The organism is Embleya sp. NPDC127516 (assembly GCF_044765325.1).
Classification (GTDB): Bacteria; Actinomycetota; Actinomycetes; order Streptomycetales; family Streptomycetaceae; genus Embleya.
Map to the genome: position 1 here is coordinate 302,845 of NZ_JBIWJT010000008.1, position 23,479 is coordinate 326,323.

Consider the following 23,479-nt stretch of genomic DNA (forward strand, 5'->3'; position numbering starts at 1 on the left):
CGCATAGCGAAATACTTGGCAGGGGAACGCCCCGGATCCGCATCCACTCCCACTGCCCGATCCTGCGATCCAGTACGTCCAATGGGCCGGGCCGTCCTACGACGGCATCCGATGTGGAGGCGCCGATCATGGGCTGGAGAACCACCAGGAAGACTGCGGGCGCGGCACGATCGCCGGGCGATGCCACCGCCGGGGCGTCACCGGGGACCGGGGCGTCGCCCGTGCACCCCGTGGACGAGATGCTGCCGCCGGGACGCATGCTGGCCGGCGCCCTGCAACACGTGGCCACGATGTACGCCGGGGTCGCCGCGCCACCGCTGATCATCGGCGGGGCGCTGGGCCTGTCCACCGCGGAGCTGACCACGCTGCTGGGGGCGAGCCTGTTGATCGCCGGGCTCGCCACGCTGCTGCAGACGCTCGGCTTCTGGCGGATCGGCTCCCGACTGCCGTTCGTCAACGGCGTCACCTTCGCGGTGGTCTCGCCGATCCTGGCGGTGGCCGCGGCCAAGCAGGACGCGACACTGCCGGTGATCTTCGGCGCGACGATCGTCTCGGGCGTGTTCTGCTTCCTGCTCGCGCCGGTCTTCTGTCGACTGATCCGCTTCTTCCCGCCGGTGGTCAGCGGCACGGTGATCACCTTGATCGGGGTGTCCCTGCTGCCGGTCGCCGGGAACTGGTCGCAGGGCGGCGACAGCAAGGCGGCCGACTACGGCTCGACGACCAACCTCGGGCTCGCCGCGGCGACGCTGGTCGCGATCCTGGTCCTGCACCGGGTGCTGACCGGTTTCCTGCAGCGCATCGCGATCCTGCTCGGCCTGCTCTTCGGCACCCTGCTGGCCATCCCGTTCGACAAGGTGGACGGCGGCGCCCTGGGCGACCTGGCCGTCTTCGAGGTCCCGCAGCCGTTCGCCTTCGGCGCGCCGCAGTTCGACGTGTCGGTGACCGTGTCCATGCTCGTGGTGATGATCGTCTGCATGACCGAGTCGACGGCCGACATCATCGCGCTGGGCGAGGTGGTGGACAAACCCGCCGACGACCGGACGATAGCCGGCGGTCTGCGCGCCGACGGCCTGGCCACCGCGCTCGGCGGGGTGTTCAACGGCTTCGCGTGCACGGCCTTCGCACAGAACATCGGCCTGGTCGCGCTGACCCGCATCCGCAGCCGGTTCGTGGTCGCGGTGTGCGGCGGATTCCTGGTCCTGATGGGCTTGATGCCGATCGTCGGCGGCCTGGTCGCGCTCGTCCCGCAGCCGGTCCTCGGCGGCGCCGGCGTGGTGCTGTTCGGCACCGTCGCGGTGGCCGGCATCCGCACCCTGGGCAAGGCCGAACTCGACACCGGACCCAACGCGCTGATCGTGGCGGTGGCCCTGGCCTTCGGCGTCTTCCCGATCGCGTTCCCGGACTTCTACCACGCGTTCCCGGACAAGATCGCGATGATCGCCGAGTCCGGCATCTCGGCCGGCTCGATCATCGCGGTCGTACTCAACCTGCTGCTCAACCACACCGGATCCGCGTCCGGCGAAGCGGCCGACGAACCGGCGATCCCCGCCCCCACCCGGTCCACCGAACCCGCCGAACTGCCCAGCCGGGCCTGATCGATCGACGAAGCGAACGGCAACACGGCCAATCGACATCCCGTTTCGATCACCACCGACCGGACATGGGCGTGGGCCCCGCCGAAGTACTCGACGGGGCCCACGTGTTGCCGTTCGCGTGTCAGACGGAGAGCTTGGTGCCCACGCTGATCACGTTCGGGTTGTCACCGATGACACCCGAGTTGGCGCTGTACAGGGCCTGGTAGCCACCCTTGACGCCGAGCTTGGCGGCGACGGAGGAGAGCGTGTCACCGGCCTTGACGGTGTAGCTGCCGGAGCCCGAAGCCTGCTTGCTCGCGGCCGACTTCGACGCGTCCTGCGCGGCGACGTCCTGCTTCGGCTGCACCCGGACCTTCGGCGCATCGGCGCCGGAGTTGCGCGGTGCGGTCTCGGTCGCCGACTCGGCCTTGGCCGCGGCCTTCGGCGCGTCCTGGGCCTTGGTCTTGCCGGTGGTCGAGGACTCGGCCGTGGCGGACGCGTTGCCGCCCTTGGCCAGACCGGCCTTCTGCGAACAGACCGGCCAGGCGCCGGGGCCCTGCGCGGCCAGCACGCGCTCGGCGACCGCGATCTGCTGCGCCTTGCTCGCCTGCGCGGCACTGGCCGCGTACTCGCCGCCGCCGAAGGCGTTCCAGGTGCTCGGGGTGAACTGCAGACCGCCGGAGAAGCCGTTGCCCGTGTTGATGCTCCAATTCCCGGTGCTCTCGCACTGCGCGACCGCGTCCCACGTGGACGAGGACGCCGCGTTCGCGCTGCCCGCCATGCCCACGAGGGGAAGGACGAGACCCGCACCGGCGGCGACGGCGATGCCGGCGCGACGGCCACGAGAGAGCGAGCGAACGGGAGCGGTGATGGCACGGAAGGTCATTGATTACCTCGTCGGGCGCCTACGAAGTTAGCTGTCGGGTTCGGACGATTGGCCCGGCCTCGCCTGAAAACAGGCATGGCTTCACCCCACGGCATCGACATTGCCGATGCCGGCACTCACTTGGTTCCCCCGCTCCTGCCGCCAGTCGATATCGACTGCTTCCCTCGGGCGGCGGCAGGATTCGGCGTACCGCCCGGGGAGTCCGCTTGTGCGAACAACCACGAAGCTACGCACCGGGCCGCCGGGTTGGCAAACATTTCGGGCGCTTTGTGAGGTGCCCCATAAGCAGGAATAACACCGATTTGCCCGATATGTCGCCATCCTCGCAGGTCACGGCGCCGGCGTCCACGGTGCGCGGCCGCGTGGTCACCCGTGCTTCACCGTCGGGCTATTCCGTCGCGGGCAGCTCCACAGGTACGACTACCCGCTCCTCGTCCCAAAGGAACGTCGCGCCGCCGGTCGCGAAATTGGCGACGTCGGCCACCGTGGCCCGGCCCTCGGGCGAATCCAGGGTTGCCTGGATACCCGCGCGGGTCGGCGCGTACAACCCGACCACCAGGTAATAGGGCGGCTGCGCGCCGGAGGGGTCCGGATCGCACTTGCCGATGGTCCAGCCGGTCAATCCCGGCATCGTGCGGGCGAGCGGGACGTGCTTCTCCCAGTAATAGGCGTCGAACGCCGCCGGGTCCTCGGGGTGGCCATACAGCACGGTCAGCTTGTACACACGCGACTCCTCGCGGTCGTGGTGGATGTGTCTCCTGCCGGTGGTGCCCTGTGCTTCCTGCCTCCGACGTGGGACGCCCTGTGCGTCCCACCGGTACCGCCCTGCGCCCGGCACGTGCTGCCCGGATTCGTACGGCGCGGCGCCTACCGGGCTCCGATCGCCTTGAACGCCCGCGCCTGCTCGGTGATGGCCGTCTCGGTCGGCAGCCGTTCCATGCTGGAGGCGCCGAAGAAGCCCACCACGCCGGTGGTGTGCGCCAGCACGTACGCGGCGTCCTCGGGCTCGGCGATCGGCCCGCCGTGGCACAACACCAGCACGTCCGGGTTCACCTCGGCCGCCGCGTCGCGCATGCGCTGCACCCGCTCCACCGCCTCGTCGAGCGAGACCGCGGTGCTCGCGCCGATGCTGCCCTTGGTGGTCAGCCCCAGGTGCGGGACCAGGACGTCCGCGCCGGCCGCGGCCATCGCGCGGGCCTGCTCCGGGTCGAAGACGTAGGGCGCGGTGAGCAGGCCGCGCTCGGCGGCCAGCCGGATCATCTCCACCTCCAGGTCGTAGCCCATGCCGGTCTCCTCCAGGTTCTGCCGGAAGACACCGTCGAACAGGCCGACCGTGGGGAAGTTCTGCACGCCCGCGAAGCCCATCGCGGCGAGCTGGTCCAGGAAGTGCGGCATGATCCGGAACGGATCCGTGCCGCACACCCCGGCCAGCACCGGAGTACCGCGCACCACCGGCAGCACCTCGCCGGCCATCTCGACCACGATCGCGTTGGCGTCGCCGTACGGCAGCAGCCCGGCCAGCGAGCCGCGGCCGGCCATCCGGTAGCGGCCGGAGTTGTAGATGATGATCAGGTCCACGCCGCCGGCCTCGGCGCACTTGGCCGACAATCCGGTGCCCGCGCCCGCGCCGATCACGACGCCGCCCTGCCCGACCGTCCTGTGCAGTCGGCCCCGCGCCTCGCGTCCGTCCATCTCAGTCCACACGTCCCTTCGTGATCATCTCGTGCAGTCGATCCGCCGCCGCCGTGGCGAACGCCGGATCGTTGATGTCCGTCGCCGCCTCGTGCAACTCGACGGCACTGCCCGCGAGTCCGGACCGCAACTCGTCGAACAGCGCCTTGTCGGCGACGGAATCGTAGAAGGGCGCGCCCTCGACGTCGATCGCCGAGACCCCGCGCAGTGGCAGGTAGAGGGCGGTGGGACCGGTCGCGGCGATCAGTTTCGCGGCGATCCGCCGACCCAGCTCGGCGTTCTCCGCCGGCGTGGTGCGCATCAGCGTCACCGTCGGGTTGTGCACGTACAGCTTCCGCTCCTCGAACCGCTCGGGCACGGTGTCGCGCGGGCCGAAGTTGACCATGTCCAGCGCACCCACGCTGACCACCTGCGGCAGCCCCATCCGCCCGGCCGCGGTCAGCCGTTCGGGGCCCGCGCTCAGCACCCCGCCCACCAGGTCGTCGGCCAGCTCGGTGGTGGTCAGGTCGAGGATCCCGGCCAGGAAGCCCGCCTCGGCCAGGTTCTCCATCGAGGTGCCGCCGGCGCCCGTGGCGTGGAAGACCAGCACCTCGTAGCCCAGCTCGGTGAGCCGCTCGCGCGCGGCGTCCACGGCCGGCGTGGTCACCCCGAACATCGACGCGGCGACCAGCGGACGGCCCTCGCCGCTCACCCCCGCCACCGCCGCGCGATCCTCGGCGTAGCCGCCCGCCATGCCCGCGATCGCGTCCGCCGCGTTGCCCAGGATCCGCTCGGAGAGCCGGTTTATCCCGGCGATGTCCACGACGCTGTACATCATCGTGACGTCCACCGCGCCGACGTAGGGCGACACGTCGCCCGCGGCCATCGTGGAGACCAGCAGCTTGGGTACACCGACCGGCAGCGCGCGCATCGCGTAGGAGGCGATCGCCGACCCGCCCGAGCCGCCCATCGCGAGCACACCGTCCACCCGGCCCTGGTCGAACAACTCACGCAGGATGGACGCGGCGCCCTCGGCCATCGCGGCGGTGGCCGCGCCCCGGTCCGCGCGGGTGCGCAGGTCGGCCAGATCGGTGCCGGCCGCCGCCGCGACGTCCGATGCCTGCACGTCGGCCTGGGCGAGCGACTCGCCCAGCACACCCACGTTCATCAGGACCACCTCGGCTCCCCGAGCCCGCAGCCGGTAGGCCAGCCACGCGTATTCGGATCCCTTGGTGTCGAGCGTTCCGATCAGTACGACGGTGGGCATCGGTGCCTCCGGTGGTGTCGGTACGGCTGGCCGGGTTGACTCTTCGGCGGCAAACGGCCGCGCACAGTAACCCAACCGGATGATCATGGCGATTGAAAGCACCGTGCGGTAGGACGGGTGGCGAGTTACGAAGTTTTGGCACGTCACGGAGGTATCGATGGCGGAGGAACCGGACGCACGGGTCGCAATCGTCGCGGGAGCAGGCGACGGCATCGGGCGCGCCTGCGCGATCGCCCTGGCCCGGGACGGCGCGGATCTGGCGCTGGCCGCGCGCCGACCCGAGCCGCTGCGCCGACTCGCCGAGGAGATCGGCGGGCTGACCGGCCGTCGGGTGCTCGCGATACCCACCGATCTGGCCGACCAGGCCGGGTGCCGGGCGCTGGTGGACACCGCGGCCCGGGAGTTGGGCCGGGTCGACGTGGTGGTCAACGTCGCCACCTACAACCCCTCGGGGCGGCTGGAGGACCTGGATCCGGCGGAGTTCCGGCGGGCGTTCGAGATCAACGTGCTGGGCGTACTGGCCGTCTCGCGCGCCGCGCTGCCGTACATGCGCGCGGTCGGCGGGGGCTCGATCGTGCAGATCAGCTCGGAGGCGCCGCGCGCGAAGCTGGTGAACCTGGGCGCGTACGCGGCGACCAAGGCCGCGATGGAGGTCGCCTCCGGCGTGCTGGCCAAGGAGGTCGGGCCGGACGGCGTGCGGGTGAACGTGGTGGTCGCGGGCTACACCGAGAACGCCAAGCTGGCCGCGTACATCGCCGACATCGCGGCCCGCCGACAGGTACCCGAGGCCGAGGTGCGCGCCGAGATGACCAAGTCGTCGGCGCTGCGCCGGATCACCCTGCCCGAGGACATCGCGGACGCGGTCGCGTTCCTGTCCTCACCCGGGGCCAAGGCGATCACCGGCACGGTCACCCCGGTCACGTCGGGCGTGTCCTTCGGCTGACCCACCACGGCGCACACCGGCCGCGCGGTCGGCCCGGCGCGGGCCGGTCGAGAGCGCGTCGCGGCCGGTCGAGGGCGCGCCGCGCGCTTCTCCGCGGCCCACCGCCGGCACGCGGCGGCGTCCCGGACCCGCTCAGCGCAGCTTGAGCGCCAGGAAGAAGTCCACCTTGTCCTCCAGCCGGGCCAACTGACGCCCGGTCAACTCCTCGATCCGGCCGATCCGATAGCGCAGCGTGTTCACGTGTACGTGCAGCCGCGCCGCGCACCGCGTCCAGGACCCGTCGCAGTCCAGGAACACCTCCAACGTGCCGACCAGATCGGCCTGATGGCTCGCGTCGTACGCGCGCAGCGGCTCCAGCAGGCGCCCGCGGAACGCCCGCCGCACGTCCTCCGGCACCGCGGCCAACAGCGCGACGTGCGACGCGAGTTCGGCATGCCCGACCACCTCGACCCGGCCGGACCTGGTGGCCGCGATCCGGCCCGCGTGCCAGGCCTCCTCCAGCGCGCCGCGCAGCCCGTCGGCGCGGGCCACCCGCGCGCTCACCCCGATGTGCACGCGTACGCCGCTCGCGATGGGCCCCTCCAGCGCGGCCAGCCGCTCGCGCAGCAGCCGCGTGGTGGGGTCGGGTTCGCCGCCCTCCTGGTCCTGCGGAGGCTCGCCGGGGATCAGCGCCACCGCGCCCGGCCCGGTCGCCGACACCAGGGCGGCGCTCGGTTGATCCGCCAACGCCTCCTCCAGCAGCACCCGGGCCAGCCGCTGCGCGTCGCGTGAGGGCAGGTCGGGGATGGTGGCGGTGGCGAACTGCCAGCAGGTCTCGCCGGATTCGTCCGGTTCGGCGGCACGCAGCCGCGCGGCCACCTCGACCGGATCGGCACCGGCCGCGAGCAGGTTGAGCACGTCCTCGGACAACCGTCGGGTGCGCCGACGCTGATCCTCGACCCGATCCCGACCCACCGACACCAGCCGGACCAACTCGCCCAGCAGCGTCTGGTGGCGGTCCGGCCAGTCGGTGACGTCGTCCTCGACCGCGAGGAACCAGTCGCCCCACGCGTCCAGGTCGGCCGAGCCGCCCGCCTCGGGCACCGGAAGCAGCGAGAACGAGCGCCCGTCCACGCGATAGCGGAACGGCACCCTGGCCTTGCGCTCGCGGGCGGCGAAGTGCGCGCGGGCCATCTTGACCCGCAACCCCGGCGCCAGGTCCGGCCCGCCGGCGGCGGCCTGGCGCCCGGTCAGCGAGAGCACCCAGCAGTGGATGTCGATATCGGCCGCGATCAGCCCGAGCACCCCGTCCAGCCCCGCGCCGCCGGCGGCGGCCTGAACCAGGCGCCGGTGCCGGTCGACCACCGCGGTCAGGTCGCCGGCCCGTTCGGCGGAGATCCGGCGGATCACGAACTCGGTCAGATGCGCGAAGGAGAGCTCCTCCTCGACCGCGAACAACGGCAGGTGGTGCCGCTCGCAGGCCAGCACCAGATCCGCCGGGATGTCGCCGATCTCGGCCTGCCCGGCGGCCAGCGCGGTGGCCCCGCCCCCGGTCAGCACCCGGACGAAGCGCTCCGAGTCCTCCGGACCCGAGCGCCAGCCCATACCGGTCAGCACCAGGGCCCCGGCCGTCAGGTACCGGCTGGGGTCGTGCAGGTCGGTGGTCATCACGGCCCGCACCGCCCGGTCCAGCTCCCCTTGCCCCACCAACAGCCGGATCCCGGGTATGCCGGTACCGGCTGTTCCGTCGCCGAGAAGCGCGCGCAATCGCATCGACGGCCCCCTCTCGATCGAGCCTGCGTGGCCTCGGCACACGCGGCGGATCCGTCATACCGGTTCGACGAGCGGACGAACACTTGGAGAAAAGTACGGGAACAACGCCCGCTTGACACGCCTGGGTCATGTCTTTGGTGGGTACTCACAGTGACCCTCGTCTCGGTGTACTGGTGCGCACCCTCCGATCCACACCACCCGAAGCGAAGCGCCCCCCGCGACGGGTACAAGGACGGTAGGGCCATACGCAAGGCAGAAGGAGACACCCGTCATGGAATTCCTGCGGCCCGCGACGTGGGAGGAGGCGCTCGCCGTCAAGGCGCAGCACCCGTCCGCGGTCCCGATCGCCGGTGGCACCGACGTGATGGTCGAACTGAACTTCGATCGACATCGTCCGGAAGCCCTGTTGGATCTCAACCGTATCCACGAGCTGCACACCTGGCAGATCGAGAAGGACGACACCGTGCGTCTCGGCGCCTCCGTGCCGTACGCGAAGATCATCGACTCGCTGCACGACCGGCTTCCGGGCCTGTCGCTGGGCGCGCGCACGGTCGGGTCACCACAGATCCGCAACCGGGGCTCGGTCGGCGGCAACCTCGGTGGCGCCTCGCCCGCGGGAGACGCGCACCCGCCGCTGCTCGCGTCCGGGGCGACCGTCGAGGCGGCCTCGGTGCGCGGCACCCGGCTGATCCCGATCGACGACTTCTATCTCGGGGTAAAGCGCAACGCGCTGGAGCCGGACGAACTGATCCGGGCGATCCACATCCCGTCCGCGACCGGGCCGCAGCAGTTCGCCAAGATCGGCACCCGCAACGCGATGGTGATCGCGGTCTGCTCGTTCGCGGTCGCGCTGCATCCGCGGGCCCGCGACGTGCGCACCGGGATCGGCTCGGCCGCACCCACCCCGCGGCGGGCGACCGAGGCCGAGGCGTTCATCCGCGCCGAGCTCGAGGACACCGGCCTGTGGGCCTCCGGCGCCGAGCTGCCCGTGGCCACCGCCAAGCGCTTCGGCGAACTGGTCGCGCAGGCCGCGGCGCCGATCGACGACGTGCGCGGTTCGGCCGCGTACCGGCGACACGCGCTGGCCGTGATGGCCCGGCGCACGCTGATCTGGACCTGGAACGACCACCGCACCACCGGGAGGGCCGCCGCATGAAGGTCACATTCACCGTGAACGGCCGCCCGACCGAGGCGGACGACGTATGGGAGGGCGAGAGCCTGCTGTACGTGCTGCGCGAACGGGTCGGCCTGCCCGGCTCGAAGAACGCGTGCGAACAGGGCGAATGCGGCTCCTGCACGGTCTATCTCGACGGCGACCCGGTCTGTTCGTGTCTGGTCGCGGCCGGCCAGGTGCAGGACCGCGAGGTCGGCACCGTCGAGGGCCTGGCCGACGGCGACACCCTGGACCCGGTCCAGCAGGCGTTCGTGGACGCGGGCGCCGTGCAGTGCGGGTTCTGTACGCCGGGGTTGCTGGTCCAGACGCACGACCTGCTGAACCGGGCGCACCACCCCTCCGACGCGGAGATCCGCGAGGCGCTCTCGGGCAACCTGTGCCGCTGTACGGGCTACGAGAAGATCATGGACGCGGTCCGCCTCGCCGCCGCCCGCAAGGCCGACGCCCGCGACGCGGCCTCGACCGTAGCGGAGGGCTGAGCCATGGCCGGTCTGACCAAGCCGAAGAACCTCCAGGACGTGACCGCACACGGCCGGGACGGCATCGGCGCCTCGCCGCTGCGCCCGGACGGCATCCTCAAGGTCAAGGGCGACTTCGCCTACTCCTCGGACCTGTGGCACGAGGACATGTTGTGGGGCACGGCCCTGCGCAGTCCGCACGCCCGGGCCCGGATCCTGTCGGTGGACGTGTCCGGCGCACTCGCCCAGCCGGGTGTGTACGCGGTGCTCACGCACGAGGACATCCCCGGCGCCAAGTACTACGGCCTGGAGATCCAGGACCAGCCCGTGCTGGCGATCGACGAGGTGCGCTTCCACGGCGAGCCGATCGTGATCGTCGCGGCCGACCACCCCGAGACCGCGCGCCGCGCGGTCGCCAAGATCGTGGTCGAGTACGACGTGCTGCCCTCGATCGGCCCGGTCGAGGCGTTGGATCCGGAACGGTTCGGCTATGTTCACGCACCGGCCGACTACAAGGCGCACGCCTTCGGCAACATCGTGCACAGCCAGCACATCCACCACGGCGACGGCGATTCGGCCGAGGTGCGCGCGCTCGCGGACGTGATCGTGCGCGGCGAGTACGAGGTCGGCATGCAGGACCAGGCGTTCCTGGGCCCGGAGTCCGGTCTCGCGGTGCCCGCCGAGGACGGTGGCATCGACCTGTACATCGCCACCCAGTGGCTGCACGTGGACCAGCAGCAGATGTGCCCGGTGCTGGGCCTGCCGCCGGAGAAGGTCAGGCTCACCCTGGCCGGCGTCGGCGGCGCGTTCGGCGGGCGCGAGGACATCTCGATGCAGGTGCACGCGTGCCTGCTCGCGCAGCACACCGGCAAGCCGGTCAAGATCGTGTACAACCGCGAGGAGTCCTTCTTCGGCCACGTGCACCGCCATCCCGCGACGATGGTGTTCGAGCACGGCGCCACCCGGGACGGCAGGCTGGTCTTCGTCAAGGCCGAGATCGTCCTGGACGGCGGCGCCTACGCGTCCGCCTCACCCGCCGTGGTCGGCAACGCGGCCTCGCTGGGCATCGGGCCGTACGTGATCCCCAACGCGGTGGTCGACTCGACGGCGGTGTACACCAACAATCCGCCGTGTGGCGCGATGCGCGGTTTCGGCGCGGTGCAGATGTGCTTCGGCTACGAGACGCAGATGGACCGACTGGCCGAGGAACTGGGCCTGGATCCAGTCGAGTTGCGCCGGTTGAATGCGATGGAGCAGGGCTCGGTGCTGCCCACCGGGCAGACCGTGGACGCCCCCGCGCCGGTCGCCGATCTGCTCCGGCGGGTCAAGGAGATGCCGCTGCCCGAGGTGGAGAACTGGCGCACGGCCGACGGCCCGGATGTACGCGAGCTGCCCGGCGGACTGTCCAACACCACGCACGGCGAGGGCGTGGTGCGCGGGGTCGGCTACGCGGTCGGCATCAAGAACGTCGGCTTCTCCGAGGGCTTCGACGACTACTCGACGGCCCGGGTCCGGTTGGAGGTGATCAACGGCGCGCCGGTCGCGCTGGTGCACACCGCGATGGCCGAGGTCGGCCAGGGCGGGGTCACCGTGCACGCGCAGATCGTGCGTACCGAGCTGGGCGTGGACCAGGTGACCATCGCGCCGGCGGACACCCGGGTGGGCTCGGCGGGTTCGACGTCCGCGTCCCGACAGACGTACATGACCGGCGGCGCGGTCAAGCTGGCAGCCGAGACGGTGCGCGCCGCGGTGCTCGCCCGCGGTCGGGCTCGGCACGGCTGGGCGCCCGCGTCCACGGCGGGCCTGCGGCTGTCCGGCGGCAAGGTGGTCAACGCCGCCGGCGAGGTCGTCGCCGACCTGGCCGAACTGCTCGGCGACGAGCCGGTGGACGAGACCACCGTGTTCCACCACCGGCCGACCGAGGCGTTCGACAAGGTCACCGGGCAGGGCTTCGGGCACGTCCAGTACACCTTCTGCGCGCACCGCGCGGTGGTGGACGTGGACGTGGAACTGGGTCTGGTCAAGGTGATCGAGCTGGCCGCGGCGCAGGACGTCGGCAAGGCGATCAACCCGCTCGCCGTGGTCGGCCAGATCCACGGCGGCAGCACCCAGGGATTGGGCCTGGCGGTGATGGAGGAGATCATCGTCAGGGACGGCAAGGTCCAAAACCCCTCGTTCACGGACTACCTGATCCCCACCATTCTCGACACCCCGCCGATGCCGGTGGACGTGCTCGAACTGGCCGACCCCAACGCGCCGTACGGGCTGCGCGGGGCCGGCGAGGCGCCCACCCTCTCCTCGACACCGGCGATCGTCGCGGCGATCCGCGCGGCGACCGGCCTCGCGCTGAACCGGGTACCGGTTCGGCCGGAACATCTCACCGGGACCTGAGACACCGTCAGTTCTGGTTTCAAGACCGTAGTACGGCCCCGGCGGCGGCGCAGACGCCTCCCCGGGGCCGGACCGGCCCGACTCCGCACGGCCGATCGCCGTGTCGTCGAACGGACGCGCCCCCACGCAGAAAAGTCGTCGCATTCGCCTGCCCGAAGCGGTCGGGCAGCCCCGACGCGGCGACCGGCTCCACCCCAACAACACCTAAGACACTTGGGAGTGGGAAGTGGCTCAGACCTCGGTTCCGACGGAACCCGGCGAAAATCCCCCGCATCCGCCACACGGATCCGGGACGACCCTCACCGGCGACCCGTCGCCCCCGACCGGCTCGGGCGGCTCGGGCGGCTCGGGCGGCTCGGGCGCATTGGACAAGTACTTCAGGATCAGCGCGCGCGGCAGCTCGGTGGGCCGCGAACTGCGCGGCGGCCTCACCACGTTCATGGCGATGGCGTACATCCTGCTGCTCAACCCGATTCTGCTCGGTGGCAAGGACGTCAAGGGGCATCAACTCGACCCCGCGCAGATCACCACGATGACCGCGCTGGCGGCGTTCATCACCACGGTCGCGATGGGCCTGATCGGCAACGTGCCGCTCGCGCTCGCCGCGGGTCTGTCGGTGGCCGGCGTGGTGGGCAGTCAGGTGGCCGCCGAGATGACCTGGCCGCAGGCGATGGGCCTGTGCGTCATCTACGGCCTGATCATCATGTTGATGGTCGTCTCGGGTCTGCGCGAGCGGATCATGAACGCCATCCCGATGGCGCTCAAGCACGCGATCACCATCGGCATCGGGCTGTTCATCGCGATGATCGGCCTGAACAAGGCCGGCGTGGTCACCGAGAACGCCGCGCCGGGCGGACCGCCGGTCACGCTCGGCCCGGCCGGGGAGCTGGCCGGCTGGCCGGTACTGATCTTCGCGGTCACGGTGATCAGCATCTTCCTGCTGATGGCCCGCAACATCCGCGGCGCGATCCTGATCGGCCTGGTGTTCGGCACGCTGCTGGCGATGGTGGTCAACGCGGTCGTCGACATATCCGACAAGACCTGGGGCGGTGGCGTCCCGAACCTGCCGGACAAGGTGGTCGACGCGCCCGACTTCGGGCTGTTCGGTGACGTGAGCGTGTTCGGCGGCTTCGCCGAGGCGGGCGGGATCACCGCCTCCGTCCTGGTGTTCACCCTGGTGTTCGCGGGCTTCTTCGACGCGATGGCGACCATCATCGGGATCGGCAACGAGGCCAAGCTCGTGGACGACAAGGGTCGGATGCCCGGCCTGTCCAAGGCGCTGGCCATCGACGGCGCGGGGGGCGTCATCGGTGGCGTGACCAGCTCGTCCGGTCAGACGGTGTTCATCGAGTCGGCCACCGGCGTCGGCGACGGCGCGCGCACGGGTCTGTCCAGCGTGGTCACCGGCGGCATCTTCGGCCTGATGTTGTTCTTCACACCGATCGCCGGCGTGGTCCCGGACCAGGTCGCGGCCGCGGCCCTCGTGGTGATCGGCTCGATGATGATCACCCAGGTCAAGCACATCGACTGGGACGACAAGGCGGCGGCGATCCCGGCGTTCCTGACCATCGTGCTGATGCCGTTCACGTACTCGATCACCGCGGGCGTCGGCGCCGGCGTGATCGTCTACACCCTGATCAAGGCCGCCCAGGGCAAGTTCCGCGACATCGGCCCGCTGATGTGGGTCCTCACCCTGGCGTTCCTCGTGTTCTTCGCCCTGCATCCGATCAAGGAGTGGTTGGGCGTCAGCTGACGCACCGACCGCGCCACCCACAACCCAGGAGACGTCGATGCTCGACCTCGGGACCGAAATCGCGGCATGGCGACGTGCGGGAACGCCATACGCCCTGGCCACCGTGGTCGGCGTCAGCGGGAGCGCGCCCCGCCCCCCGGGTGCGGCGCTCGCGGTGGCCGCCGACGGCACGGTGGTCGGCAGCGTCTCGGGCGGGTGCGTGGAGGGTGCGGTGTACGAGCTGTGCCGCGAGGCGCTGGACAGCGGGACCCCGGTGCTCCAGCGCTTCGGCTACAGCGACGAGGACGCCTTCGCCGTGGGGCTCACCTGCGGCGGAGTGCTGGACGTGTTCGTTCGACCCGGCGGCGACGCCGCCGTGGAGGCGGCGTTGGCCGCGGCCGAGCGGGACATCCCGGTCGCCGCGGCCCAGGTCGTGGCCGGGCCGGCCGAGCTGCTCGGCGCGGTGATCACGGTGATCGCCGACGCGGAGGTGATCGGTACGTACGGCGCCGATCCCGCGCTGGACGCGTCGGTGATCGACACGGCCCGGGCCATGCTGAACGCGGGCCGCACCGGCTTGTCGACGCTGCGTCCGGACGGCCGCCCGTGCCCGGAGGCGGGCCCGGACGACATCACCGTCTTCGTCGAGAGCCGCACCCCGCCGCCCCGTCTCCTGGTCTACGGCGCGATCGACTTCGCGGCGGCGGTGGCCCGGATGGGCAAGCTGCTCGGCTACCACGTGACGGTGTGCGACGCCCGCGAGGTGTTCGCGACGCGGCGGCGCTTCCCGGAGGCGGACGAGGTCGTCGTGGACTGGCCGCACCGCCACCTGGCCTCGATCGCGCCGTCCCTGGACCGACGCACGGTGGTCACGGTGCTCACCCACGACCCGAAGTTCGACATCCCCCTCCTCGACCTCGCGCTGCGCCTGGACCTGGCCTACGTCGGCGCGATGGGCTCCCGCCGCACCCACGAGGCCCGCCTCACCCGCCTCCGCGAAACCACGCTCACCGAAAGGGAGTTGGCCGCCCTCCACTCCCCCATCGGCCTGGACCTGGGCGCCCGAACCCCGGAGGAGACAGCCCTGTCGATCTTCGCCGAGGTGATAGCCACCCACCACGCCGCCACCGGCCTCCCCCTACGCACAGCCACAGGCCCCATCCACTCCAAGGCCGCCTGACCCCCACCCCCGGCCGACCCAACCGACACCCCTCCAACCCAACCGACACCCCCCAGCCGACACCTCCCAGCCCGGCCGAAACTCGAGGCCACCTCCCAACCCGACCAGGCACCCCAACAGCCCGGCCGCCGCTTGAGGCCAACCATCAACCCGACCAGGCACCCTCCAGCCCGGCCGGCGCTTGAGGCCACCCATCACCCCCACCAGGCACCCCAACAGCCCGGCCGGCGCTTGAGGCCAACCAAGCAACCCAACAGCCCGCCGGCGAATGAGGCCCCCAATTCCGCTGTTGCCCGCGCGAGCCACGCAACTCTCGGAATAGTGGAACCAGCCAGGCCAACACGACCGTTGCCCGGCCGTCCACCCTTCCGTCAGGAGCCCCATGACCGCGCCCCCACCAGCCCGACCAGCCCCAACACCCCCCGCACCCGCAACACCCCCGCCGCTCCGCGTCGCAATCGCATCCCATTCCGCCGCGAGCTTCGCCCGACTACACGCGATCTGCGCCGCCGCCGGCCACCACCCCGTCACCTACGTGCGCGCCCGCTCGCTACGCCCCCGTCGCGCCGCCGACCCCCGTACCCCGGCCGAGGTCGCGGAGATCGTCGAACGCCTGCCCGCCGACGTGGATCTCGCGCTGCCCCGCGACGGCGCCGGGTTGACCCGGTTACTGGCCGGCGCCGACCTCGACCTGATCCTGGTACACGGCTTCCCGTGGCGCGTCCCGGCGAGCGCGTTGCGCCTCCCGCGCCTGGGCGCGATCAACATCCACTCCTCGCTGCTGCCTCGACACCGGGGTCCGTGCCCCATCCACTGGGCCATTCGAGCGGGAGACGCCACGACCGGCGTCACCATCCACCGAATGACCGAGGACTTCGACACCGGTCCCGTCCTGGCCCGCGCCGGCGGCATCGAACTCGCCGACGACATCGACCCGGACGCCCTGTTCGCCGAGATCGACGCGACGATCGAACGTCTGCTCCCCGAGGCCCTGGCCCTGGTGGCGGCCCGCGCCCCCGGCACACCCCAGGACGACACGGCGGCCACCACCGCCGGGTGGGTTCCCGAGGAGGATCGGCTCGTGGACTGGTCCCGCCCCGCCCGCGACATCCACAACGACGTACGAATGTTCCATTTCTTCGTCGACCGCGCCGCGATCGCCACCGTGGCAGGTCGCCGCCTGCTCGTACACCGCACCTCCCCGACTCCGGTGTCCGGGGCCGTCCGGGTGGAGTGTGGGGACGGTCCGCTGTGGATCGTGGAGAGCGAGGAGATCGCGACGTAACGGCTCAGTCGCCGAGGATCCGCGCCTGTCGCTCCCTCAGTCGCGATGCCCGCACGTCGTCATAGCGGGCCAGAATCCCCACCGCCTCACGCCGGGCCGCCGCACCCGCGTCGTGCTCTCCCGAGCACGACCGGGCCTCGGCGAGATCTGCCAGGACGACCGCGAGGCGCCGCCCGTCGTCGAGTTCGCGAAAGACCGCCGCAGCCGTCAGGTGGAAGTCGACGGCCTCGCGATGCCGGCCCAGCGCCTGATACGCGACACCGGTCAGATGCCAGGCCCTCGCCTCACGCACACGGTCACCGAGGCCGTGCTGGAGGGCGGCCGAGCGCCGATAGGAGGCCAGCGCCTCGTCGATGTCGCCGCAGGCCTGCTGGGCACGGCCGAGGGTGCACAACCAATGGCCCTCCCAGACCCGGTTGTGCCGGCTCGTGGCGACTTCCACGGCCGCCGCGGCCGCCGCGCGTGCGGACTCGGCATCGCCGAGCCCGAGCCGCGCCGTACTCAACACATTCAGCGCGTTGCCTCGATGACCGGCCGAAGCCGGCTCCCGCAACTCCGGCAGCACCTCGCTCACGAGCGCGACGGCGGAGCCGAACTCTTCGGCCTCGCAATATGCTTCGGCGAGATTCACCCGGGAGATCCGGGCCCAATGCCACTCGCCGATCGCCTCGAATGCCTCGGCCGCGCGCCGAGCCCACAACAGCGCCGCCGCCGAATCGAGAGTGCGCAACCCGAGTACGGCGAGATTGTTCAGCGCGAACGCCACTCCCCGCGGGTCCAGCAATTCCTGACGGATCGTCAGGCAATTCCGGTGGAAGTCGGCCGCCTCGACCGCCTGCCCTCGCTGTGCGTACGCCATCCCCAGGCTTTCCAGAACTTCCGCCTCGGCCGCACGATCCCCCGAGCGTCGAGCCGCCACCAGGCCGGCGTCGGCGATCGCGATCCATTCGTCGAAGGGTTGCAGGCGCATGTGAATGGCCCGCAGTACCACCGCCAATTGCCATGCCGGCCGATCGAGTCCCGCGTCGACCGCCGCGAGGATTATCGCCGGCAGGCCGGCGCGCTCGGCCTCGTACCACGCGACCGCCTCGTCGTGACCGGAGAAGACCAGCGGTACGACGCCCTCTTCCGGCGCGTCGAGTTCGACATGCGGCTCGTGTGGATTGATCCAGGTCTGCGCCGCGTCCGCGGTATGCCCGTACCAGTTCAGGACCCGACGAAGCAGACCGTTCCGCAGCTCCGGGGCCTCCTCGTGGCAGGCCTGGTCCCTGGCGTAGGTCCGCAGGAGGTCGTGGAAGTGGTAGCGGTCCGCCTCGTGTTGCTCGATGAGGTGGGCACCGATGAGCACGTCGAGCAGGGTCCGTGCCCGCGCGAGGGTCACCCCGGCAAGCGTCGCCGCGACGCCCGCCCCGAAATCGGGCCCCGGGTGCAGGCCGAGGAGTCGGAACAGCCGAGCCTCCTCGGGCGGCAACGCGCGGTACGACCACGCGAAGACCGTGCGTACGGCGTCCGCCTCCTCGCCGTCGTCCACCGTCAGCGCGTCCCACAACACCGACTCGTCGCGCAGATCGCGGATCAGGTCGGTGAGCCGCATCCAGGGACGGGCCGACGCGCGCTCGGCGGCAATCCGCAGTGCCAACGGCAGGTGGGCGCACAGCCGGGCCAGTTCGGCCAGCGCGGCCGGTTCGTCGTCCGGGCGCTGTCCCGCGGTGACCTCACGCACCAGTCGCACCGCCTCGTCCTCGGACAGCACGTCCAGGGTGATCCGGCGCGCACCCTCCCGGGCGGCAAGCCCGGACAGCCGACTCCGGCTCGTCACGAGCACCTGACAGCCACCCGAGCCGGGCAACAACGGGCGTACCTGGGACACGCCCGCGGCGTTGTCCAGCACCACCAGGATGCGCCGCCCGGCCAGCAGGGACCGATAGGCGGCAGCCTTGTCGGGCAACTTCCGGGGGATCGCCCTCGGCGGTACGTCGAGCGCTTCCAGGAAACAGTCGAGCGCGTGTTGCGGCGTCACCGGCTTGCCCGGGTCGTAGCCCCTGAGGTTGACGTACAACTGACCATCGGGAAATCGATGCTGTTCGCGATGCGCCCACCGCAGGGCCAGCGACGTCTTGCCCACCCCGGCGGTGCCGGCGATGACCGCGAGGGCCGTGACGCCCGGTTCCGTGCAATCGGCGGCGGTGATCTCGTCCAGGCGTTCGAGGTCCCGGGTTCGATTGACGAATCCGCGCACGTCGCCCGGAAGCTGGCGAGGCACCGGGCGTCGGGGCGCACCGTCCTGATGGAAGTGCACCCCGCCGGAGACCTCACGTGCCTGGACGACGTTGCCCGCGGCCCCGGACAATTCGGAATGCGTCGACCCGGGCGCGGCGCCCGACGGATCCGCCGACCCGAATTCGCTTCCGCCGGCGGGAGTGGGCATCCTGATCGGCTCCTATTCGAGTTTCGGCGGCGGCAGGTGGGCTACCCGGCGCTCGAAGAAGCTATCGATCTCCTCGCCGCCCCGGTAAAGCTCCTCGGCCAATTCGGTGACCTTGGCGACACTTTCCGGATCGGTAATTCGAATACCGCCGTCGAGCACGCCTTCGTCGGTGTAGACGATTTTATAGAGCGTATGCGAACCGAGGGTGATCAATTCGGGCAGCGCGGCGATTCTTTCACGGTCGGCAATTTTCTCGGGCCCGATGATCCTGATATTCTCGCCGACCTCGGCGCGAACCCGGAGAAGATTGAGCTCCCATTGCAGATAGGGCGCGATCGGCTCCTCCACCACACGCACCCGATACAACGTGTTCCGTTGTGCGTCGACCGTGGCCTGATATTCGGCGAGGGAACCACGGCGCTGCTCCGCGAGCCGCAGCGCCTCGCTCCAGTCCCCGCGCGCGAACGCCTCCCAGCTCTCGTTGCCGGGCTCCCTGAAGACCTGCCGTCGCTCCAGCTTCCAGGACGCCTGGCCCCGGCCCGCGGCCTCGCGAGCCGCGAAGTCGTCCCGGTAGTCCGCAAGTGCGAGGAACTCGCCCGAAGCCTCGTCGAAGAGGTCGGGATCAGGCATCCGGAATATCCTTCTTGGCGGCGACGAGCATGATGCGCGGAATGATCACCATGCGTTCGTCGGAAGCGACGGTCACACCAGCGGGCAATAGCGGCAGGTAGGCGTCGGTCAGATCGCGACCGATGATCGCAATGTCACCGTTGTCCAACTCCCAGATATCAGGACAGCCCTCACGCCCCTCGCTCTGCCCCAGTTCCGCGGCCGATTTGCCCAGTCTCCGTGACAGCGCGGCGGACGGATCGGCTTCCCAAGGTCGATTCATGACTCCCCCAAGTCTCGAACTCGCCATTGATCACCCAGTGTAGGCGCGCCCGCACCGACCGGACAACGCATATGGGCATACCGGCAACCGATCGGATGAAATGATCACCGTTTATCGGTGCCTTGATCCAGAAAATTCCCGCCCGAGCCCGAACGATTCCCGCCGACCCCGAGCCCCGGAATCCCGTGCCGCCGCGCCCCGGTGACGCGCATCCGCCGCCGGAACGCCCCGAGGCCCCCGGCGCGCGCCGGGGGCCTCGGGCCTTGCGAGGGTGGGTCAGTCGCGTTTGAGGGAGCCCTTGATCTTGTTGATCGCCTCGTTGGCCTTGTCCTTGGCACTCGTGACGGCTTCCTTGGCCTTGGCCGAACCCTGGTCCTGCTGACCCTCGTCGCGCAGGTCCTCGTTTCCGGTCGCCTCGCCGACCTTCTCCTTGGCCTGGCCGCCGACATCCTGGGCCTTGTTGCGGATGTTGTCGTCGATGCCCATGTCTCGGGTCTCCTGTCACGATCGACCGCGCGCGTCCGTTGTTCGCGCGACGTCCAGCCCGACCTATAACCGGAAACGACCCATCCGACACAATTTGGTGATTCTCGTGACCTTTGTCACCCGACTCGGGAGATCTCCACGTTCTCCAGGACGCCGAGCGCGTCGGGCACCAGGATCGCCGCCGAGTAGTACGCGGTGACCAGGTAGGAGATCAGCGCCTGCTCGTTGATGCCCATGAATCGCACGGACAGGCCGGGCTGGTACTCGTCCGGCAGGCCGGTCTGATGCAGGCCCACCACACCCTGGTCGTCCTCACCCGTACGCAGCACCAGAATCGAACTCGTGCGCGCCTCGGAGATCGGGATCTTGTTGCACGGGAAGATCGGCACCCCGCGCCAGGCCGGGATCTGGTTGCCGCCCACGTCGACCGTGGTCGGGTACAGGCCGAGCCGGCTGCATTCGCGGCCGAACGCGGCGATCGTGCGCGGGTGGGCCAGGAACAGCCGGGAGCCGCGCCGCCGGCTGAGCAGCTCGTCCATGTCGTCCGGCGTCGGCGGGCCCGCCTGGGCCTGGATGCGCTGCTCGTAGTCCGCGTTGTGCAGCAGGCCGAACTCGCGGTTGTTGATCAGCTCGTGTTCCTGCCGCTCGCGCAGCGCCTCGATGGTCAGTCGCAGCTGCTGCTCGATCTGGTCCATCGGCTGGTTGTACAGATCGGCCACCCGGCTGTGCACCCGCAGCACCGTCTGCGCCGCGCTCAACTCGTACTCGCGCGGCTTGAGTTCGTAGTCCACGAAGCTGCCCGGCAGCACCGCCTCGCCGTGGTGGCCGGCGGACATCGGGATCTCCGCCTCACCCTTCGCGTTCTGCGGCCGGCCGCTGCTCTCGACGTAATCCGCGAGGTGGTCACGCAGCGTGTCGGCGTGGACCCCGTCGAACGCGTCCCGCGGCATCTCGAGCACGATCACCGAGGTGGCCGCCGTGGCCGTGTAGTCCCAGGTCGACTCCCGGTCGACGAGCATCTTCTCGCCGAAGTGGTCGCCGTCGCCGTGCAGTCCGAGCGAAGTGCGATCGCCGTACGGTCCCACCCCGAACTTGCCGATCTTGCCGTGCACGACCAGGAATACCCGGTCGTTCGGCTCGCCGATCGTGGCGAGCGTCTCCCCCGCCGCGAACTCCCGCCGCACGAAGCGGTCCGCCAGCGCGCGCAGCACCTCCTCGTCCTCGAACCCGCGCAACGGAGCCAGCTCGCGCAACTCCGCCGGAATGACCCGGACTTCCGATCCGGTCTGGACGAACTGCACCCGCCCGTCGCCCACCCGGTAACTCAACCGCCGGTTGACCCGGTACGTACCACCCGACACCTGGACCCACGGCAACATCTTCAGCAGCCACCGAGACGTGATGTCCTGCATCTGCGGGACGGTCTTGGTCGTGGTCGCGAGATTTCGCGCCGCCGCCGTCGCAAGACTCGAACGAGCCTGCGTGTCCTGGGCCTCACTGTTCGTTTCGGCCCCAGCATCGATCGACAACGATTCCGCCTCCCCTGGATGAACCGGTCTTCGCGGTCAATCGTTGCCGGTGCGAGGGCAGCCGGCCATTACCCGAACGGGTGAGACTGGAGAGGCGTCGAAGTGGCTATGTAACTACGGTTGCCCAGGGGTTTCCGGGCCACCCGGCCCCACGCGGCATGGGGCCGAACGGCCGAATGCGCGCCCGGGACGTCCGAGGACATCCGGGCGCGCGTCGACCCGACCCGATCGGGCTTCGGGTGGCTCTCGTCCGGGACCGGACCCGCCGGCCCGGGGGTCAGACGTCCCGGATCGCCGCGACCGCCCGCTTCACGCGCGTTCCGTACTCCGGATCCGCCGCGTGGAAGTGCTGGAGCACCCGATCCACGATGTCGTCCCGGGTGACCTGGCCCAGGCTGCCCGCGATGTTCTCGACCAGCCGGGCCCGTTCCGTGTCGGACATCAGCCGGTACAGCTCGCCCGCCTGGTAGAAGTCGTCGTCCTTCGCGTGCGCCGGCGCCGCGTGCGCGCCGGTGTGGCCGGTCACCGCGAGCGGAGCGGACAGCGGCTCGCCGCTCTCGTACGGACCGCCGAAGCTGTTCGGTTCGTAATTCCGGGCCCGCCCACCGGCGTTGGTCGCCATCGCGCCGTCCCGCCCGTGGTTGAGCGCCGCGGTCGCCTTGGGCGCGTTCACCGCGAGCTGCGTGTGGTTGACGCCCAGGCGGTAGCGGTGCGCGTCCGCGTAGGCGAACAGCCGGCCCTGGAGCATCTTGTCCGGGCTCGGCCCGATCCCCGGCACGAAGTTGTTCGGGCTGAACGCGGCCTGCTCGACATCCGCGAACACGTTCTCCGGGTTGCGGTCCAGGGTCAGCCGACCGACCTTGCGCAGCGGATAATCCGCGTGCGGCCACACCTTGGTCAGGTCGAACGGGTTGAACCGGTAGCGCGGCGCCTCGGCGACCGGCATCACCTGGACGTACAGCGTCCAGGACGGGAAGACACCCCGGTCGATCGCCTGGTGCAGGTCGCGCTGGTGCGAATCCGGGTCCTCGCCCGCCAGTTCGGCTCCCTCGGCACTGGTGAGCGTGCGGATGCCCTGGTTCGTCGTGAAGTGGTACTTGACCCAGAACGCCTCGCCCTCGGCGTTGACCCACTGGTAGGTGTGCGAGCCGAAACCGTTCATGTGCCGGTAGGACGCCGGGATGCCCCGGTCGCCGAACAGCCACGTGACCTGGTGGGTGGCCTCCGGCGAGTGCGACCAGAAGTCCCAGACGTTGTCCGGCTCGGTCGTCCCCGTGTACGGGTCGCGCTTCTGCGAGTGGATGAAGTCCGGGAACTTCAGCGGGTCCTTGATGAAGAACACCGGCGTGTTGTTGCCGACAAGGTCGTAATTGCCCTCCTCGGTGTAGAACTTCACCGCGAACCCGCGCGGATCGCGCACCGCGTCGCCCGCCCCCAGGTTGCCCGCGACGGTCGAGAAGCGCTGGAAGACCTCGGTCCGTCGCCCGACCTCGCCGAGGAAGTGCGCACGCGTGTAGCGGGTGACGTCCTCGGTCACCTCGAACACGCCGTACGCGCCGGACCCGCGCGCGTGCACCACCCGCTCCGGGATGCGCTCGCGGTTGAACCGGGCCAACTTCTCGATCAGGTACTGGTCCTGGAGCAGCAGCGGGCCGCCGGCCCCGGCCGCCGCGCTGTTCTGGTTGTCGGAGACGGGCGCACCGGCCTCCGTCGTCAGTATCGGCTTGCTCATAGCAGAGTTGACTCCCTGTCAGCTATTCCGGGGGATGGCGGCACCGGTCTTTCCGAGCGTGGGTGCGCCGAGCGTGGGTGCACCGAGGACCGGCTGTCG

General features: G+C 70.5%; 19 protein-coding genes and 1 riboswitch. Of the genes, 8 read left to right on the plus strand and 11 right to left on the minus strand.

Annotated features, from left to right (window positions below):
• Positions 1-239 precede the first annotated feature (239 nt).
• On the plus strand, positions 240-1,595 hold the full coding sequence (locus tag ACIRL2_RS18145) for a nucleobase:cation symporter-2 family protein (RefSeq protein ID WP_402233310.1): 1,356 nt from the start codon (positions 240-242) through the stop codon (positions 1,593-1,595).
• A gap of 121 nt (positions 1,596-1,716) precedes the next feature.
• Here the strand turns inward: ACIRL2_RS18145 and ACIRL2_RS18150 are convergent, their stop codons facing one another.
• The 4 genes from ACIRL2_RS18150 to ACIRL2_RS18165 form a co-directional block, all read right to left on the minus strand.
• Positions 1,717-2,460, minus strand: a complete 744-nt coding sequence (locus ACIRL2_RS18150; protein ID WP_402233177.1) for a transglycosylase family protein — start codon at positions 2,458-2,460, stop codon at positions 1,717-1,719.
• A riboswitch (cyclic di-AMP (ydaO/yuaA leader) is annotated at positions 2,461-2,652 on the minus strand. It abuts the gene before it with no gap.
• A 196-nt stretch (positions 2,653-2,848) separates the two neighbouring features.
• Complete coding sequence (locus ACIRL2_RS18155; RefSeq protein ID WP_402233180.1) at positions 2,849-3,184, minus strand: EthD family reductase; 336 nt, start codon at positions 3,182-3,184, stop codon at positions 2,849-2,851.
• A gap of 143 nt (positions 3,185-3,327) precedes the next feature.
• Positions 3,328-4,152, minus strand: coding sequence for a phosphoenolpyruvate hydrolase family protein (locus ACIRL2_RS18160; RefSeq protein WP_402233183.1), 825 nt, complete (start codon positions 4,150-4,152; stop codon positions 3,328-3,330).
• Between the two features lies 1 nt (position 4,153).
• Entirely contained in the window at positions 4,154-5,398 is a 1,245-nt protein-coding gene (locus ACIRL2_RS18165; RefSeq protein ID WP_395863608.1) for a Tm-1-like ATP-binding domain-containing protein, read from the minus strand.
• 157 nt (positions 5,399-5,555) lie between these two features.
• Between ACIRL2_RS18165 and ACIRL2_RS18170 the strand changes: the two genes are divergently transcribed.
• The gene (locus ACIRL2_RS18170) at positions 5,556-6,341 is read left to right on the plus strand and encodes an SDR family NAD(P)-dependent oxidoreductase (protein ID WP_402233187.1); all 786 of its coding nucleotides are present in this window, start codon (positions 5,556-5,558) and stop codon (positions 6,339-6,341) included.
• A gap of 132 nt (positions 6,342-6,473) precedes the next feature.
• Here the strand turns inward: ACIRL2_RS18170 and ACIRL2_RS18175 are convergent, their stop codons facing one another.
• On the minus strand, positions 6,474-8,093 hold the full coding sequence (locus ACIRL2_RS18175; RefSeq protein ID WP_395863604.1) for a helix-turn-helix domain-containing protein: 1,620 nt from the start codon (positions 8,091-8,093) through the stop codon (positions 6,474-6,476).
• Between the two features lie 271 nt (positions 8,094-8,364).
• Here ACIRL2_RS18175 and ACIRL2_RS18180 point away from each other — a divergent pair, with 271 nt between their 5' ends.
• The 6 genes from ACIRL2_RS18180 to ACIRL2_RS18205 all read left to right on the plus strand — a co-directional run bounded on the left by ACIRL2_RS18180 (position 8,365) and on the right by ACIRL2_RS18205 (position 16,313).
• The gene (locus ACIRL2_RS18180) at positions 8,365-9,249 is read left to right on the plus strand and encodes an FAD binding domain-containing protein (RefSeq protein WP_402233190.1); all 885 of its coding nucleotides are present in this window, start codon (positions 8,365-8,367) and stop codon (positions 9,247-9,249) included.
• Entirely contained in the window at positions 9,246-9,746 is a 501-nt protein-coding gene (locus tag ACIRL2_RS18185; RefSeq protein WP_402233192.1) for a (2Fe-2S)-binding protein, read from the plus strand. Before ACIRL2_RS18180 ends, ACIRL2_RS18185 begins: the two co-directional genes overlap by 4 nt.
• A 3-nt stretch (positions 9,747-9,749) precedes the next feature.
• Complete coding sequence (gene pucD, locus ACIRL2_RS18190; RefSeq protein ID WP_395863598.1) at positions 9,750-12,116, plus strand: xanthine dehydrogenase subunit D; 2,367 nt, start codon at positions 9,750-9,752, stop codon at positions 12,114-12,116.
• Between the two features lie 364 nt (positions 12,117-12,480).
• A complete protein-coding gene (locus ACIRL2_RS18195; protein ID WP_402233313.1) occupies positions 12,481-13,869 on the plus strand; it encodes an NCS2 family permease in 1,389 nt (462 codons plus the stop codon).
• Positions 13,870-13,906: 37 nt separating this feature from the next.
• Positions 13,907-15,028, plus strand: coding sequence for an XdhC family protein (locus ACIRL2_RS18200; protein ID WP_402233195.1), 1,122 nt, complete (start codon positions 13,907-13,909; stop codon positions 15,026-15,028).
• Positions 15,029-15,563: 535 nt separating this feature from the next.
• Positions 15,564-16,313: a methionyl-tRNA formyltransferase gene (locus ACIRL2_RS18205; RefSeq protein WP_402233198.1), complete on the plus strand. Its 750-nt coding sequence runs from the start codon at positions 15,564-15,566 to the stop codon at positions 16,311-16,313.
• 4 nt (positions 16,314-16,317) lie between these two features.
• On the opposite strand, the gene ACIRL2_RS18210 is transcribed toward ACIRL2_RS18205, so the two are convergent.
• The 6 genes from ACIRL2_RS18210 to ACIRL2_RS18235 all read right to left on the minus strand — a co-directional run bounded on the left by ACIRL2_RS18210 (position 16,318) and on the right by ACIRL2_RS18235 (position 23,380).
• Positions 16,318-18,741 carry an ATP-binding protein gene (locus ACIRL2_RS18210; RefSeq protein ID WP_402233201.1) on the minus strand — a complete coding sequence of 808 codons (2,424 nt, stop codon included), beginning with the start codon at positions 18,739-18,741 and terminating at the stop codon, positions 16,318-16,320.
• A 12-nt stretch (positions 18,742-18,753) separates the two neighbouring features.
• Positions 18,754-19,371: a DUF6879 family protein gene (locus ACIRL2_RS18215; RefSeq protein WP_395863591.1), complete on the minus strand. Its 618-nt coding sequence runs from the start codon at positions 19,369-19,371 to the stop codon at positions 18,754-18,756.
• Positions 19,364-19,633: a hypothetical protein gene (locus ACIRL2_RS18220; protein ID WP_395863589.1), complete on the minus strand. Its 270-nt coding sequence runs from the start codon at positions 19,631-19,633 to the stop codon at positions 19,364-19,366. The genes ACIRL2_RS18215 and ACIRL2_RS18220 overlap by 8 nt, the downstream gene beginning before the upstream one ends.
• A gap of 276 nt (positions 19,634-19,909) precedes the next feature.
• On the minus strand, positions 19,910-20,119 hold the full coding sequence (locus tag ACIRL2_RS18225; protein WP_395863587.1) for a CsbD family protein: 210 nt from the start codon (positions 20,117-20,119) through the stop codon (positions 19,910-19,912).
• Positions 20,120-20,235: 116 nt separating this feature from the next.
• Complete coding sequence (locus tag ACIRL2_RS18230) at positions 20,236-21,648, minus strand: family 2B encapsulin nanocompartment shell protein (protein WP_402233206.1); 1,413 nt, start codon at positions 21,646-21,648, stop codon at positions 20,236-20,238.
• 277 nt (positions 21,649-21,925) lie between these two features.
• The gene (locus ACIRL2_RS18235; RefSeq protein WP_402233209.1) at positions 21,926-23,380 is read right to left on the minus strand and encodes a catalase; all 1,455 of its coding nucleotides are present in this window, start codon (positions 23,378-23,380) and stop codon (positions 21,926-21,928) included.
• Positions 23,381-23,479: the final 99 nt, after the last annotated feature.

Bases quoted from the DNA above. Each gene is read 5' to 3' on its own strand.
- ACIRL2_RS18145 (WP_402233310.1), top strand. From the start codon at position 240: ATGCTGCCGCCGGGACGCATGCTGGCCGGCGCCCTGCAACACGTGGCC.
- ACIRL2_RS18150 (WP_402233177.1), bottom strand. From the start codon at position 2,460: ATGACCTTCCGTGCCATCACCGCTCCCGTTCGCTCGCTCTCTCGTGGC.
- ACIRL2_RS18160 (WP_402233183.1), bottom strand. From the start codon at position 4,152: ATGGACGGACGCGAGGCGCGGGGCCGACTGCACAGGACGGTCGGGCAG.
- ACIRL2_RS18165 (WP_395863608.1), bottom strand. From the start codon at position 5,398: ATGCCCACCGTCGTACTGATCGGAACGCTCGACACCAAGGGATCCGAA.
- ACIRL2_RS18170 (WP_402233187.1), top strand. From the start codon at position 5,556: ATGGCGGAGGAACCGGACGCACGGGTCGCAATCGTCGCGGGAGCAGGC.
- ACIRL2_RS18175 (WP_395863604.1), bottom strand. From the start codon at position 8,093: ATGCGATTGCGCGCGCTTCTCGGCGACGGAACAGCCGGTACCGGCATA.
- ACIRL2_RS18180 (WP_402233190.1), top strand. From the start codon at position 8,365: ATGGAATTCCTGCGGCCCGCGACGTGGGAGGAGGCGCTCGCCGTCAAG.
- ACIRL2_RS18185 (WP_402233192.1), top strand. From the start codon at position 9,246: ATGAAGGTCACATTCACCGTGAACGGCCGCCCGACCGAGGCGGACGAC.
- pucD (WP_395863598.1), top strand. From the start codon at position 9,750: ATGGCCGGTCTGACCAAGCCGAAGAACCTCCAGGACGTGACCGCACAC.
- ACIRL2_RS18200 (WP_402233195.1), top strand. From the start codon at position 13,907: ATGCTCGACCTCGGGACCGAAATCGCGGCATGGCGACGTGCGGGAACG.
- ACIRL2_RS18210 (WP_402233201.1), bottom strand. From the start codon at position 18,741: ATGCCCACTCCCGCCGGCGGAAGCGAATTCGGGTCGGCGGATCCGTCG.
- ACIRL2_RS18215 (WP_395863591.1), bottom strand. From the start codon at position 19,371: ATGCCTGATCCCGACCTCTTCGACGAGGCTTCGGGCGAGTTCCTCGCA.
- ACIRL2_RS18220 (WP_395863589.1), bottom strand. From the start codon at position 19,633: ATGAATCGACCTTGGGAAGCCGATCCGTCCGCCGCGCTGTCACGGAGA.
- ACIRL2_RS18225 (WP_395863587.1), bottom strand. From the start codon at position 20,119: ATGGGCATCGACGACAACATCCGCAACAAGGCCCAGGATGTCGGCGGC.
- ACIRL2_RS18235 (WP_402233209.1), bottom strand. From the start codon at position 23,380: ATGAGCAAGCCGATACTGACGACGGAGGCCGGTGCGCCCGTCTCCGAC.